Below are 13,698 nucleotides of genomic sequence, written 5' to 3'. Positions count from 1 at the left end.
GGAGTCACAATGGGACAGAAAATACACCCGATTGGGTTCCGCCTCGCGGTCAACCGCAACTGGAGTTCGCGCTGGTACGCAGACGATAAAGCCTTTGGCGGCATGCTCGCCGAAGACATCCGCGTACGCGAATATCTGAAAAAGAAACTCAAAAGCGCTTCCGTTGGTCGCGTGGTGATCGAGCGTCCAGCCAAGAACGCCCGTATCACGGTTTACTCGGCTCGTCCGGGTGTCGTGATCGGCAAGCGTGGCGAAGACATCGAAAACCTGAAGGCCGATCTGCAGCGTCTGATGGGCGTGCCTGTGCACGTCAACATCGAAGAGATCCGCAAACCCGAAACCGACGCTCAGCTGGTTGCCGATTCGATCGCGCAGCAGCTCGAAAAGCGCATTATGTTCCGCCGCGCCATGAAACGCGCCATGCAGAACGCGATGCGTCTGGGTGCCCAAGGCATCAAGATCATGAGCTCGGGCCGTTTGAACGGTATCGAAATTGCCCGTACCGAATGGTATCGCGAAGGCCGTGTGCCCCTGCACACCCTGCGCGCCAACATTGATTACGGCACTTCCGAAGCCCAAACTACCTACGGCATCATCGGTATCAAAGTCTGGGTCTACAAGGGCGACATGTTGCCTAACGGCGAACTGCCCCCCGAGACCGCAGCTCCTCGTGATGAAGAGCGTCGTCCACGTCGTGCGCCTCGTGGCGAACGTCCTGACGGCCGTCGTCCAGGTGGTGGCCGTGGTCGTGGAGCCCCTCGTAAAGACGCCGCGCCAGCTGCTGCTGCCGCACCGGCGCCTGAAGGAGAATAAACATGCTGCAACCTTCACGCAGAAAATACCGCAAAGAGCATAAAGGCCGTAATACCGGCCTGGCCACTCGCGGTGCGCAAGTATCGTTTGGTGAGTTCGGTCTGAAAGCCACGGGTCGTGGCCGCCTGACCGCACGCCAGATCGAAGCTGCTCGTCGTGCGATCAACCGTCACATCAAACGTGGCGGCCGTATCTGGATCCGTATCTTCCCCGATAAGCCGATTTCGCAGAAACCTGCCGAAGTCCGTATGGGTAATGGTAAAGGTAATCCCGAATTCTGGGTCGCAGAAATTCAACCCGGCAAGGTGCTCTATGAAATGGAAGGTGTAAGCGAAGAGCTTGCACGTGAAGCTTTCCGCCTGGCCGCCGCTAAGTTGCCAATTTCCACGACCTTCGTGTCGCGTCACATTGGTGCTTAAGGAGATCTCATGAAAGCCAGCGAACTCCGTTCCAAAGATGCTACCGAGCTCAGCAAAGAGCTCGAAAGCTTGCTGAAGGCACAATTCAACCTGCGCATGCAGCGTGCTACTCAGCAGCTTTCCAATACCAGTCAAATTGGCAAGGTCCGTCGCGATATCGCACGTGTCCGCACCATCATGACTGAGAACGCAGGAAAGTAAAATGAGCGAAACTCAAAACACCCAAGCCGCCAAGCGCCAACGTACCCTCATTGGCCAGGTAGTGAGCAACAAGATGGACAAGACTGTCGTGGTTCGCGTTGAGCGCCGCGTCAAGCACCCCATCTTTGGCAAGATCATCGTACGCTCCAACAAGTACAAAGCGCATGATGAAACCAACCAGTACAACGAAGGTGACAAGGTTGAAATCGCAGAAGGTCGTCCGATCTCGCGCGATAAATCCTGGACTGTTGTACGTTTGCTTGAAGCCGCACGCGTTATCTAACGCTTCAGGTCATGTCTGCCGCCTTGTGCGGCAGACAGCAAAACCCCTTAGGTAAGCTTAGCTGCCTAGGGGGTTTTTTATTGACTTCGACTGCCCGTGCACTGTCGTTAGCCTTCTTGCGCTTTGTTCTGAGCTCCTTCTTTCAGCTCGCGCCGCAGAATTTTTCCTACATTTGTACGTGGCAAGTCCTTGCAGAATTGGACGAACTTAGGTGCTTTGTAGCCTGTCAGCTTGTTGCGGCAAAATTTGATCAGCTCTTCTTCAGTCACGGTGTTGTTCTTGCGAATCACGAACAGCTTGACGACTTCTCCGGAATGTTCGTCGGACACACCAATGGCAGCGGCTTCACGTACATCCGGGTGCTCCATGGCGACCGCTTCGACCTCGTTTGGATACACATTGAAGCCCGATACCAGAATCATGTCCTTCTTGCGGTCAAGAATATACACATAACCTTGCTCATCAACATAGCCGATATCGCCTGTCATCAGGAAACCGTCGGGATGGAATGATTTCCTGGTTTCGTCAGGACGATTCCAGTAGCCGGGGGTAACCTGGGGGCCTCGTACACAGATCTCACCGCTTTCACCCTGAGGCAGGTCTTGTCCGGCTTCGTTGCGTATGGAAATTTCGGTGGAGGAAACGGGCAGGCCGATGGAGCCGTTGAACTCCGTTTTATCAAGCGGATTGATGGTGACGGCCGGTGACGTCTCGGTAAGCCCATAGGCCTGGGCGATTGGTTTGCCGGTAACCTTAAGCCAGCGCTGGGCGATGACTTCCTGGACGGCCATCCCGCCACCCAATGCCAGCTTGAGTGAGCTGAAATTCAGTTTGGCAAAATCGGGATGGTTTAGCAGAGCGTTGAATAGCGTGTTGACCCCGGTAATGGCGGTGAACTTATGCCGGCTCAGGCTTTTGATAAAGTCCGGGATATCGCGGGGGTTGATGATCAGCAGGTTGCTGGCACCCAGTTTGACAAAGGTCAGGCAGTTAGCGGTCAGTGCGAAGATATGATAGAGCGGCAAGGCGGTAACAATCAGTTCGCGGCTGCCATTCAGGTAGGGGTCGACCCAGGCTTCGGCCTGACATACATTGGCCACCATGTTTCCGTGGGTGAGCATTGCGCCCTTGGCCACACCGGTGGTGCCCCCGGTGTATTGCAGCAGGGCAATATCTTTTTGTGTGAGTTCGGGCCGCGTGTAATGTGACCGGCTACCTTCCTTAAGCACCTGTTTAAGGTTTAGGGTGTGTGTTAGGGAGTAGGTGGGTATCAACTTCTTTACATGCCTGACCACAAGATTCGTGATGGCACCCCTGACGGTGCCCAGCATGTCACCGACTGATGTCTTGATGATGGTTTTGATAGATGTGTTGGGCAGTGCCTTCTGCAGGGTGTGTGCAAAATTTTCGGCAATGATGATGGTTTCTGCGCCCGAGTCCTGTAGCTGATGTTCGAGTTCGCTGGGGGTGTACAGGGGATTGGTATTGACGACAACAGCACCCATGCGCAGCACACCAAACAGGCATACCGGATACTGCAACAGGTTGGGCATCATCAGCGCGACACGATCGCCTTTCTTGATGCCATGGGCCTGCAGCCAGGCGGCGAAGTGTCGTGAACGTTCGTCAAGCTCGGCATAGGTGAGCTTGACGCCCATGCTGATATAGGCCACGTTCTGCCCATGGCGTGAGCAGCTTTCTTCGAACATTGCCATGAGTGAATCGTATTTGGCCGCTTCATTACTGATGTCGGCCGGTATCCCGGGTGGGTAATGGTCTAGCCAGATAGGTTCCATGATGTATGCCTTTCAATAACACCGTTACACCGGCTGGGGTGTGCCCAGCCTTATGGTAGCACCCGAGATAGCCAAACAGCACACCAGGTGTCAGAAGCGGTGCGATACCTGTATGCCAAGCATGTTGGCATTGGAGGTGTACTCGCCCCGAACGGTGCCCTTGGTCGCCGCATCGGTGTCGTTGTCGATCGACGTGTTGTTCAGGAACAAATGTGCATAGCCGATGTCGATGGTGGTCTGGTCATTGAAGTTGTATTGCGCGCCTATCGATACCCAATAGCGATCGTTGTCCGGTAAAGAGGTGGGACGATACTTGCTGCTGTCCACCGGCGATTGATCCCAGGCCACCCCGCCTTTCAGTGTCCATTGATGATTCAATCTGTAGTTGGCACCCAGGGCAACACGCCAGGTATCCCGAAAACGCAGATCCAGTTCGTCGTTGAGTGGGGGATAGCCATTGTCGATTTTCAGTGTCTTGATGCTGCTCCAGCCCGTCCATGACACATCTGCGAGCAGTTGCCATTTGCTGTTCAAATCATGCACCACGCTGAGAATGGCGGTGTCTGGTAGTTCAACGTCTGCGCTGGCATCGAAATGGGTCGGAATAGGAACCGGCGTGGGATTGTCGATGTTGGTATCACCACTGGTGTCGATCTTGACCTTGGACCGATACGACAAACCTATCCGGGTGTCTGGTGTGGCCTGATACAGCAGCCCCAGATTCCAGCCCCAGGCGTCTCCCTTCAGCTTGGCTTGTGCTTCCAGGTCGGGTGCACCAAGCAGCCTGGGAGCCAGAGGGTTGGCCATACCACCCGGCAACCGGCTGATCAAGCCAGCCGCTGGCGAGTTGCGCCGATAGTTGGCATCGAGTTGCAACCAGTTGACCCCTGCTCCTATCGACAGCTGGTCGTTCACCTTATAGGCTACCGAGGGGTTGATATTGATGCTCTTGATTTTGAACTTTTTGGAGTGGTAGCGCCCGATCCAGCCTTCGTCGTATTCAGTCATTAGCCCGAATGGGGCACCTATGCCCAGGCCCACAAACCAGCTTGGATTTACTTCCCACGAAATATAAGCGTTGGGCACCGCGGCTAGCGAGCCGGCATCGCCGCCATTGTTGGTTCCCAACGGAAGACCGCCAGGCCCTGTGCTGCCGTCATCATGGAACTTGAATGAGGGTCTGATACCTATCAGGCCACCCGATACATTGACCCCCGGCAGGCGTGTCATGCCGGCCGGATTGAAGAAAATCGTACTGGCATTTTCAGCGATGGCGGCTGAGCCTGCGTAGGCATTTCCGATGCCGCTCGCATTCTGTTCGAGCAGCTGGAAACCCGCTGCATGGGCACCTCCCGCGCCCAGACTCAATACCACTGCCGAAACTACACGTAACGACTTTACTGCTTTCATATGTCACCTCCGTTGTTGATGGTTATAGTGCAGCGGGCCACCGGTAAAGGGAGCAAACCCCGTGCCGAAGACCACGCCGGCGTCGGCCAGGTCGGCATTGGCCACCACGCCTTGCTGCAGTTGTTGTTTGGTTTTGTCGATAAGCGGCGTAATCAGGCGGCTCGCCAGATCGGGCGGTATCGTGCCGGCGTCTGGCTTGATCGCCTTGTCGTTTTGCCATCGATAGAAGCCTTGCCCCGACTTGCGCCCCAGCTCTTTACGGTCCAGATGGTGTTCCAGGCATGCAGGCAAATTGGTTTGCCCGGTTAGCTGGAGGCCGGCATCCCGGGCGATATCCAGGCCCACTGTGTCGATCAACTCGATGGGGCCCATGGGCATGCCGAACTTGAGCATGGCAGCGTCCAGGGTTTCAGGCCGGATTCCTTCATCTACGCAGCGCATGGCTTCAAGCATGTAAGGCGCCAACACGGCATTGACGAGAAAGCCAGGTGCGTCCTGTACGGGCAGAGGCAGTTTTCCGATGGCTCCCACGAAGGTATAGGCGGCTTGTTTAGTGATTGTGCTGACGCTCTTGGTTTCCACCACTTCCACCAGCGGCATCCTTGCCACGGGGTTGAAGAAATGGAGGCCGATAAAGCGTTCTGCCATGTTCAGCCCGGCGCCCAGTGCTTCCAGCGATAGGCTGGATGTATTGGTGGCCAGTACGGCGTCCGGTTGCATCAGCGGCTTGATTTGCACATACAGCTCGCGTTTTGCGTCGAGATTCTCGGTAATGGCTTCGATCACGATATCGGCGTGGCGGATGCCATCGCCTCGCAGGTCGGGCGTCATACGGTCGGCGGCAGCCCGTGCGTCGCGGGCATTTCTGGCTTTACGTGCAAACAGCTTGGCGGCCCGACCTTGTGCGGCTGCAATACGCTCGCGATCCTGATCCTGCAGCGTCACCGTCAGCCCTTTCAGGGCGCACCAGGCTGCAATGTCGCCACCCATTACGCCTGCGCCAATGACATGGACCCAATGCACAGATGATTGTGGGCGTTCCGTCTTGGCAAACTCCTTCAGGCTTTCTTGCAGTCGGAAGACACGCAGCAGATTGCTTGCGGTATCAGATCGGACCAGTTGATCGACCAGCTGCGGTGCCTTGAGCGCGTTGCCGCCGTGTTTCTCCCATATCTGCAATATGGCGCGTGGCGCAGGGTAGTGGTGATAAGGGTCACGGGCGTCCAGCTTCCGGGCGGTTAGCCTGGCTACCAAGGGTCGCGCCAGAGAATGATTGAGCAGTGCAGGTACACCTTGGGCTCTACGTCGGCGCTTGCCGCTCAATACCAGTGTCCTGGCTGCCTTCACGGCCAACCGGGGCGCAACCAGGCCGTCGGCCAATCCAAGCCGGACGGCTTTATGGGCGTATTGCGGCTTGCCGGCTAGCATCATGTCCAGGGCGGCCGGCGCACCTATGAGCTGCGGAAGACGTTGCATGCCACCCCAACCTGGGAAGATACCCAGCATGACCTCGGGTAGCGACAGAGAGGTATCGGCTTGATCCACCACCAGGCGATACCTGCATGCCAGCGCCAACTCCAGTCCACCGCCCAGGCAGTGGCCGTGTATCAATGCCAACGTGGGGTAATCGACCTGGGCCAGGCGGTTGAATAGCGTCCATCCGCGAGAGACCAGCTCCAGGCCTTTGGCGGCGGTGTCCAGGCCGGCAAACTCATTGATGTCGGCACCCGCAATGAATCCGGCTTCTTTGCCGGACTGAATCACGACGCCGGCAGGCCGTGTCTTGTCGAAGAGATCAAGGACGTCGCTCAGCTCGCGCATGACGTCGGCCGACAGCCGGTTAATACTGCTGTCGTGGCAATCCAGGGTCAGCCAGGCCACACCTTCGTCATCCACGCGGCAGGTAAAGTTGGCCAGGCCCAGTGTGTCGAAATGGTCTGTCATGATGGCCTCTGTTCATGGCAGGTTTCTACCAACATGGCGCCGCCTTGTCCGCCCCCAATGCAAATGGTGGCGATACCTCGCTGCATTCGCCGTGCGCGCAAGGCGTTGAGCAAGTGCAGTACGATGCGGGCGCCTGAGGCGCCGACAGGATGTCCCAGGGCGATAGCGCCGCCGTCGACGTTCAGTCGATCGGGATCCAGCAGGCCTAGCGCATCGCGCCCCAACTCCTTGCGGCACCAGGCCTGATCATTCCAGGCGGCCAGGCAGCCGAGCACCTGCGCTGAAAACGCCTCGTTGATCTCCCACAGGTCCAGGTCATTCAGACCTAGCTGATGGCGTTCCAGCAGTGGCGTTGCGGCCATGACCGGTCCCAGTCCCATGACTGCGGGATCCAGTGCGGCCCATTGGACATCTGTAATGCGCCCCAGCGGTTTCAACTGCCAGCGGTCTACGGCCGCCTGGGAGGCCAACAGCAGCAGTGCTGCGCCGTCAGTGACCTGAGAACTGTTGCCCGCCGTGATGTTGCCCCAGGGTTTGTCGAACACCGGCTTGAGTTGTGCCAATTTGCTTGGGGTAGAATCGGCGCGAATACCATCGTCCTGGGCGTAAAGCTGACCTTTTTCATCCGCTAGCGGTACGATTTCGTGGAAGGCGCCTGACTGTTGGCCGGCCAATGCGCGCTGATGGCTTTGAGTGGCGTACGCATCCATGGCCTGGCGACTGATGCCGAACTGATGGGCCAGATTCTCGGCGGTCTGGCCCATGGAAAGACCGACGACCGGGTCGGTCAGCCCTTTCAGCAAACCGATGACAGGGGACAGATATCGAGGTCGAAGTTTCTTTAAGGTAGCGAGCTTCTGGCCAAGGCTATGGCTTTTGCGCCAGGTCGCCAACCACTGCACCATCTCGTCCGACAGCAGTATTGGCGCGCGTGACAGCGCATCTACCCCACCGGCCAGGACCAGGTCGCAGCGCCCTGTTTGTATCGACATCAAGCCCGAGTCGAGTGCCTGCATGCCCGATGCGCAGTTGCGCATGACAGTCCAGCCGGGCACTTTGTGACCGCAGCCCAGACGCAGAGCGATGATACGGCCGATATTGGTTTCGTCGGGCGAGGGGGCGGCGCAACCGACAATGACCTCATCCAGCTCGTCTGGTGTAAAAGTTTGTCGCAACAATAGTTCGCGTCCGGCCTGGACAGCCAGGTCGGACGCGGAAAAAGGGCCCGGTGCATTGCGTGCTTTCAGGAAAGGACTACGGGCGCCGTCAACAATGTATACCGGTGCAAAAGCCATGAGTCTTGTCCTTGTGCAACCATACGAGCAAACAACTACTGCAATTTAAGCTGGATGCCAGAGACAAAGTTGAGAGTGGGTAACAAAATAAAACCGCCATACATCCCTGGAAAGGACATATGGCGGTTCAATACAAGCGGCACCCGCCGCAACAAAGAGCCTTATTACATTGCTACATAGGCCTGGTTGCCAGGCAATGGCCAGTGTCGGCGTGGCGGCGTAGGGTGTGCCCTGCCGCGGTAATGAATTTAGACATGTGTCACAAACTTGGTTACCAAATAACCATCGAATGTTTCAGTGCCACCTTCGCTGCCGATGCCGCTATCTTTGACGCCGCCAAAGGGTGTTTCAGGCAGGGCGCTGCCGAAGTGGTTGATGTTGACCATGCCGGACTCGATACCATTGGATGCCTTGGTGGCCGTTTGCAGTGAGTTGGTGAACACATAGGACGACAAACCGAAGGGTAGGGAATTGGCCTTTTTGATGACGTCGTCAGTATCGGAAAATCGCGTCAGGGGCGCGATTGGGCCAAAAGGCTCTTCAGTCATGAGCATCGAGTTTTCGGGCAAGTCGGTGACGACGGTAGGCGAAAAGAAGTGGCCCTTGCGGTCTAGGGCTTCACCGCCCAGTACGACTTTGCCACCGAGTTGCACGGCATTCTCGACAAACTTCTGCATGGTCGGGACCCGGCGTTCGTGGGCCAGAGGGCCCATTTGGGTGTCGGGATCAAGGCCATCGCCGACCTTGACTGTTTTCAGTGTGTTGACGAAGCCTTCCAGGAATTGGTCGTAGATTTTTTCGTGAATATAGAAACGAGTCGGTGAGACGCAGACCTGGCCGGCGTTACGTACTTTGAAACGAGCCAATTGCTTGGCGGCGCGATCAACATCGGCATCGTCGAAAACCAGCACGGGTGAGTGACCGCCCAGCTCCATGGTTACACGCTTCATATGAGCCCCCGCCAGAGAGGCAAGGTGCTTGCCGACTGGTACCGAACCGGTAAACGACACTTTGCGTACGATCGGTGAGCGGATGAGGTAGTCGGACACTTCGCTGGGGACCCCCCAGACGACATTGAGTACACCAGGAGGCAGGCCGGCGTCGTGGAACATGCGGGCAATCGCCATGACTGCGCTAGGCGAGTCTTCCGGGCCTTTCAGGATGATGGTGCAGCCCGCACCGATGGCGGCGCATACCTTGCGGATGGCCTGGTTATAGGGAAAGTTCCAGGGTGTGAAGGCAGCGCAGACGCCGATGGGTTCACGCAGAACCATTTGCCGTACCTCTGGTGAGCGGGGAAGGATGACACGGCCATAGATGCGTCGACATTCTTCGGCATGCCAGTCGGCATGGTCTGCGCAAGACATGATTTCGCCCACCGACTCGGCCAGCGGTTTGCCTTGGTCGAGCGTCATATTGCGCCCGATTTCCTGAGCACGTTCGCGAGAAAGCTGGCCGACCTTGCGCAGGATTTCAGAGCGTTGCATGGGAGAGCTGTGCCGCCAGGACTCAAAGGCACGGGCTGCGGCGGCCAAAGCACGATCAAGGTCAGCCGTGGTCGCATGGGGTAGCTGGCCAAGTACGTCGAGTGTGGCGGGGTTGGTAATTTCGTCGGTTTTGCGGCCGCCGCCATCTATGAATTCACCATCAATATATAAGGCCAGGGTTTCGTACATGCGTCTTCTCGCTAAAATAATTATGAACAATGAGGAAAGGGCGCTGCAGCGCACCGCCCCCAACTTTATTTATAGCATGCTGTCGTGCGCGCATCGAAGTAGCAGGGGTGCAACGCTCTTGCACCCGCATAGAAGAAGGCACTTGCATTTGCTGCAAAAAAGGCTTATAGTGCAAGACTTGCTGTAGATGGCGTTGCCAACTTAAGCAGAGAATGTAAGAGAAGCAAAAGCAGTATTTGTGGGGCATACGCGGGCCAAACCGCTTGCGCTACAAGCCTAGAGGCTAATTTTTAGCAAGATTTCAACCCAGGTTTTGGGTGGGCGGCAAGCTCAGTCAAAACTGACGGGACCAAAACTGGTTGCGCAGCGTGTCCATGTGGGCGGCGCGGTGCGGCTAAGTTGGAACAGGAAAAATCATGATTCAAATGCAGACCACGCTCGACGTGGCCGACAACACTGGCGCACGGTCAATCATGTGCATCAAGGTGTTGGGCGGCTCAAAGCGCCGTTATGCCGCTATCGGTGACATTATCAAGGTTAGTGTCAAAGATGCAGCGCCACGCGGACGCGTCAAGAAGGGCGAAATTTATAACGCAGTAGTGGTTCGTACCGCTAAGGGCGTACGTCGCAAAGACGGTTCGCTGATCAAGTTCGGTGGCAACGCTGCCGTGCTGCTCAACGCCAAACTGGAACCCATCGGTACCCGTATCTTCGGACCTGTAACGCGCGAACTGCGTACAGAAAAGTTCATGAAGATCGTGTCGCTGGCTCCAGAAGTGCTGTAAGGAGCCCATCATGGAAAAAATCCGTAAAGGCGACGAAGTCATCGTATTGACCGGTCGCGACAAAAAACGCCGCGGCACCGTATTGCAGCGCGTTGACGCCGACCATGTGCTGGTCGAAGGCATCAATGTTGTCAAGAAGCACGTCAAGGGCAACCCCATGGCGGGTACGCAAGGCGGCATCATCGACAAGACCATGCCCATCCACATTTCCAATGTGGCCATTTTCAACCCCGAAACCGGCAAGGCCGATCGCGTTGGTGTGAAAGTGGAAGATGGCAGCAAGGTCCGTGTATTCCGTTCCAGCGGCGCTGTCGTTGGCGCCAAGGCTTAAGGGGCGAAGAACATGGCTCGTTTACAAGAGTTTTACCGCAGCAAGGTCATGGCCGACCTGCAAGCCAAATTTGGCTACAAAAGCGTAATGGAAGTGCCGCGCATCACCAAGATCACCCTGAACATGGGTGTATCCGAAGCGGTTGCCGACAAAAAAGTCATTGAGCACGCTGTCTCTGACTTGACCAAGATCGCAGGCCAGAAGCCGGTTGTCACCAAAACACGCAAGGCTATCGCGGGTTTCAAGATCCGTGAAGACTATCCCATCGGTTGCATGGTCACCCTGCGTGGCCAGCGCATGTACGAATTCCTTGACCGCCTGGTCGCAGTGGCTTTGCCGCGTGTGCGCGACTTCCGTGGTATTTCGGGTCGTGCTTTCGATGGACGTGGCAACTATAACGTCGGGGTTAAAGAGCAAATCATTTTCCCTGAAATCGAATACGACAAGATCGACGCCGTACGTGGTATGAACATCAGCATTATCACTACAGCCAAGACCGACGACGAAGCCAAGGCCCTGCTTAGCGCCTTCAGCTTCCCGTTTCGCAATTAAGGGGCGATGACGTGGCAAAACTTTCACTCATCAATCGCGATATCAAACGCGCCAAGCTGGCAGAGAAATTTGCACCCAAGCGTGCTGCACTGAAGGCCATCATCGACGATCAGTCCAAGTCCGATGAAGAGCGCTATCAGGCCCGCCTGCAACTGCAACAACTGCCGCGCAATGCAAACCCGACTCGTCAACGCAATCGTTGCGTCGTCACCGGTCGTTCGCGCGGTGTTTACAGCAAGTTCGGTTTAACTCGTCACAAACTGCGCGAAATGGCGCTGCGTGGCGAAGTGCCCGGCATGACCAAAGCCAGCTGGTAGGAGAAATACACATGAGCATGAGCGATCCCATCGCCGACATGTTGACCCGTGTGCGTAACGCGCAACAAGTCAACAAGACGTCGGTAAGCATGCCCTCCTCGAAGCTGAAAGCAGCGATTGCTGCCGTGCTGAAAGACGAAGGCTATATCGACAGTTTCCAGATCACCGGCGACAAGGCCAAGCCTGTCCTCGAGATCACCCTTAAATACTACGCTGGCCGTCCGGTCATCGAGCGTATCGACCGCGTTTCCCGTCCCGGGCTGCGCATTTACAAGGGCAGCAAGACCATTCCTCAAGTCATGAATGGTTTGGGCGTTGCCATTGTGTCGACTCCGCGCGGTGTCATGACCGATCGCAAAGCACGCGCCACTGGCGTGGGCGGCGAAGTGCTGTGCTACGTGGCATAAGGAGAATCACATGTCACGTATTGCTAAATATCCGGTCCCCGTACCTCAAGGCGTAGAAGCCACGATCAGTGCCGGCCAAATTTCCGTCAAAGGTCCTTTGGGCACACTGACTCAAGAACTGACTGGCGACGTTGTTGTCCGCCAGGAAGACAGTCAACTGACATTTGCTGTTGCCAACGATTCCCGCCAGGCCAAGGCCATGTCGGGTACATTGCGCGCATTGGTTGCCAATATGGTAACGGGCGTCAGCAAAGGCTTCGAGCGTCGTTTGAATCTGGTTGGCGTGGGTTTCCGCGCACAGGTTCAAGGCGATGCACTGAAGTTGCAGCTTGGTTTTTCTCACGACATCGTTCACAGCATGCCCGCTGGCATCAAGGTCGAGTGCCCAACTCAAACCGAGATCGTCATCAAGGGTTCCAACAAGCAGGTCGTTGGTCAGGTGGCTGCTGAAATCCGCGCTTACCGCGAACCCGAGCCTTACAAGGGCAAGGGTGTGCGTTATGCCGACGAACGCGTCATCATCAAAGAAACCAAGAAGAAATAAGCGCGCAGGCAAGGACGAATTATGGACAAGAAAATCTCCCGTTTGCGTCGTGCTGTTGCGACTCGTCGGAAAATCTCCGAGCTGCGTGTACATCGCCTCTCGATTTACCGCTCGAATCTGCACATTTACGCAAACATTATTTCGCCGGAAGGCGATCGTGTGCTCGTCAGCGCTTCCACGCTCGAGCCCGAAGTGCGCAAAGAACTCGCCAGCAAGAATGTCAACGGCGGTAACGTCGCTGCAGCTGGCCTGATCGGCAAGCGCGTCGCCGAAAAAGCAAAAGCTGCCGGTATCGAGCTGGTTGCTTTTGATCGTTCGGGCTTCCGTTATCATGGCCGCGTCAAAGCGTTGGCCGACGCCGCGCGTGAAGCCGGCTTGAAATTCTAAGCAAGGAATTATCAAATGGCTAAAGCACAAGGCAGGCAAGCCGTCGAGAAAGAAAACGACGACGGCATGCGTGAAAAAATGATCGGGGTCAACCGCGTCAGCAAAGTGGTCAAGGGTGGTCGCACCATGAGCTTTGCTGCCTTGACCGTAGTAGGTGATGGTGACGGCCGTATCGGCATGGGCAAAGGAAAGGCTCGTGAAGTACCCGTCGCTGTACAAAAAGCAATGGAACAGGCACGTCGTGGTCTGGTCAAGGTTGCGCTCAAGAACGGCACGCTGCACCACACCGTGGTCGGCAAGCATGGTGCTTCCACCGTTCTCATTTCGCCAGCCGCTGAAGGTACCGGTGTTATTGCCGGCGGCCCTATGCGCGCCATCTTCGAAGTAATGGGCGTTCGTAACGTGGTTGCCAAGAGCCTGGGCTCCAGCAATCCTTACAACTTGGTCCGCGCAACGCTGAACGGCTTGCGTGCCTGCTCGACTCCTGCCGAAGTGGCTGCCAAGCGCGGCAAGTCGGTAGAAGAGATTCTGGGGTAAG

The 13,698-nt window shown here is 56.4% G+C and carries 17 protein-coding genes; 12 read left to right on the top strand and 5 right to left on the bottom strand.

Features of this window, described 5'->3' with window-relative positions; translation table 11 throughout:
* Positions 1-9: 9 nt before the first annotated feature.
* The 4 genes from rpsC to rpsQ are packed head-to-tail and all read left to right on the top strand — an operon-like array spanning position 10 to position 1,716.
* The gene (rpsC, locus tag ERD84_RS03300) at positions 10-813 is read left to right on the top strand and encodes a 30S ribosomal protein S3 (protein ID WP_130038192.1); all 804 of its coding nucleotides are present in this window, start codon (positions 10-12) and stop codon (positions 811-813) included.
* Between the two features lie 2 nt (positions 814-815).
* Positions 816-1,232: a 50S ribosomal protein L16 gene (gene rplP, locus ERD84_RS03295; protein ID WP_130038191.1), complete on the top strand. Its 417-nt coding sequence runs from the start codon at positions 816-818 to the stop codon at positions 1,230-1,232.
* A 9-nt stretch (positions 1,233-1,241) separates the two neighbouring features.
* Complete coding sequence (rpmC, locus tag ERD84_RS03290; RefSeq protein ID WP_013743952.1) at positions 1,242-1,433, top strand: 50S ribosomal protein L29; 192 nt, start codon at positions 1,242-1,244, stop codon at positions 1,431-1,433.
* Between the two features lies 1 nt (position 1,434).
* Positions 1,435-1,716, top strand: a complete 282-nt coding sequence (gene rpsQ, locus ERD84_RS03285) for a 30S ribosomal protein S17 (protein ID WP_130038190.1) — start codon at positions 1,435-1,437, stop codon at positions 1,714-1,716.
* A gap of 107 nt (positions 1,717-1,823) precedes the next feature.
* On the opposite strand, the gene ERD84_RS03280 is transcribed toward rpsQ, so the two are convergent.
* The 5 genes from ERD84_RS03280 to ERD84_RS03260 form a co-directional block, all read right to left on the bottom strand.
* The gene (locus ERD84_RS03280) at positions 1,824-3,512 is read right to left on the bottom strand and encodes an AMP-binding protein (RefSeq protein WP_130038189.1); all 1,689 of its coding nucleotides are present in this window, start codon (positions 3,510-3,512) and stop codon (positions 1,824-1,826) included.
* A 90-nt stretch (positions 3,513-3,602) separates the two neighbouring features.
* Positions 3,603-4,922: an OmpP1/FadL family transporter gene (locus ERD84_RS03275; RefSeq protein ID WP_130038188.1), complete on the bottom strand. Its 1,320-nt coding sequence runs from the start codon at positions 4,920-4,922 to the stop codon at positions 3,603-3,605.
* A 3-nt stretch (positions 4,923-4,925) separates the two neighbouring features.
* Positions 4,926-6,866 carry a 3-hydroxyacyl-CoA dehydrogenase NAD-binding domain-containing protein gene (locus ERD84_RS03270; RefSeq protein WP_130038187.1) on the bottom strand — a complete coding sequence of 647 codons (1,941 nt, stop codon included), beginning with the start codon at positions 6,864-6,866 and terminating at the stop codon, positions 4,926-4,928.
* Positions 6,863-8,161, bottom strand: a complete 1,299-nt coding sequence (locus tag ERD84_RS03265; RefSeq protein ID WP_130038186.1) for an acetyl-CoA C-acetyltransferase — start codon at positions 8,159-8,161, stop codon at positions 6,863-6,865. Before ERD84_RS03265 ends, ERD84_RS03270 begins: the two co-directional genes overlap by 4 nt.
* Positions 8,162-8,409: 248 nt before the next feature.
* Positions 8,410-9,837 (bottom strand): NAD-dependent succinate-semialdehyde dehydrogenase, encoded by a 1,428-nt coding sequence (locus tag ERD84_RS03260; protein ID WP_130038185.1) that lies wholly within the window; start codon positions 9,835-9,837, stop codon positions 8,410-8,412.
* A 416-nt stretch (positions 9,838-10,253) separates the two neighbouring features.
* On the opposite strand from ERD84_RS03260, the gene rplN reads away from it, so the two are divergent.
* From rplN to rpsE, 8 genes are read left to right on the top strand one after another with little or no spacing between them, the layout of a single operon-like run.
* Positions 10,254-10,622, top strand: a complete 369-nt coding sequence (gene rplN, locus ERD84_RS03255) for a 50S ribosomal protein L14 (RefSeq protein ID WP_013743946.1) — start codon at positions 10,254-10,256, stop codon at positions 10,620-10,622.
* 10 nt (positions 10,623-10,632) lie between these two features.
* Positions 10,633-10,953 (top strand): 50S ribosomal protein L24, encoded by a 321-nt coding sequence (gene rplX / locus ERD84_RS03250; RefSeq protein ID WP_013743945.1) that lies wholly within the window; start codon positions 10,633-10,635, stop codon positions 10,951-10,953.
* A 12-nt stretch (positions 10,954-10,965) separates the two neighbouring features.
* Entirely contained in the window at positions 10,966-11,505 is a 540-nt protein-coding gene (gene rplE / locus ERD84_RS03245) for a 50S ribosomal protein L5 (protein WP_013743944.1), read from the top strand.
* 11 nt (positions 11,506-11,516) lie between these two features.
* On the top strand, positions 11,517-11,822 hold the full coding sequence (gene rpsN / locus ERD84_RS03240; RefSeq protein WP_130038184.1) for a 30S ribosomal protein S14: 306 nt from the start codon (positions 11,517-11,519) through the stop codon (positions 11,820-11,822).
* Between the two features lie 11 nt (positions 11,823-11,833).
* Positions 11,834-12,229, top strand: a complete 396-nt coding sequence (rpsH, locus tag ERD84_RS03235; protein WP_130038183.1) for a 30S ribosomal protein S8 — start codon at positions 11,834-11,836, stop codon at positions 12,227-12,229.
* A 10-nt stretch (positions 12,230-12,239) separates the two neighbouring features.
* Positions 12,240-12,773, top strand: a complete 534-nt coding sequence (gene rplF / locus ERD84_RS03230; protein ID WP_130038182.1) for a 50S ribosomal protein L6 — start codon at positions 12,240-12,242, stop codon at positions 12,771-12,773.
* Positions 12,774-12,794: 21 nt separating this feature from the next.
* Entirely contained in the window at positions 12,795-13,160 is a 366-nt protein-coding gene (gene rplR / locus ERD84_RS03225) for a 50S ribosomal protein L18 (protein WP_013743940.1), read from the top strand.
* 15 nt (positions 13,161-13,175) lie between these two features.
* Positions 13,176-13,697, top strand: coding sequence for a 30S ribosomal protein S5 (rpsE, locus tag ERD84_RS03220; protein ID WP_130038181.1), 522 nt, complete (start codon positions 13,176-13,178; stop codon positions 13,695-13,697).
* The last annotated feature ends 1 nt before the right edge of the window (position 13,698 follow it).

The sequence above is a fragment of the Pollutimonas harenae genome, from assembly GCF_004153685.1.
GTDB lineage: Bacteria > Pseudomonadota > Gammaproteobacteria > Burkholderiales > Burkholderiaceae_B > Pusillimonas_C > Pusillimonas_C harenae.
The sequence above is the reverse complement of the archived record's forward strand: the minus strand, read 5'-3'. Positions and strand labels throughout refer to the sequence as shown.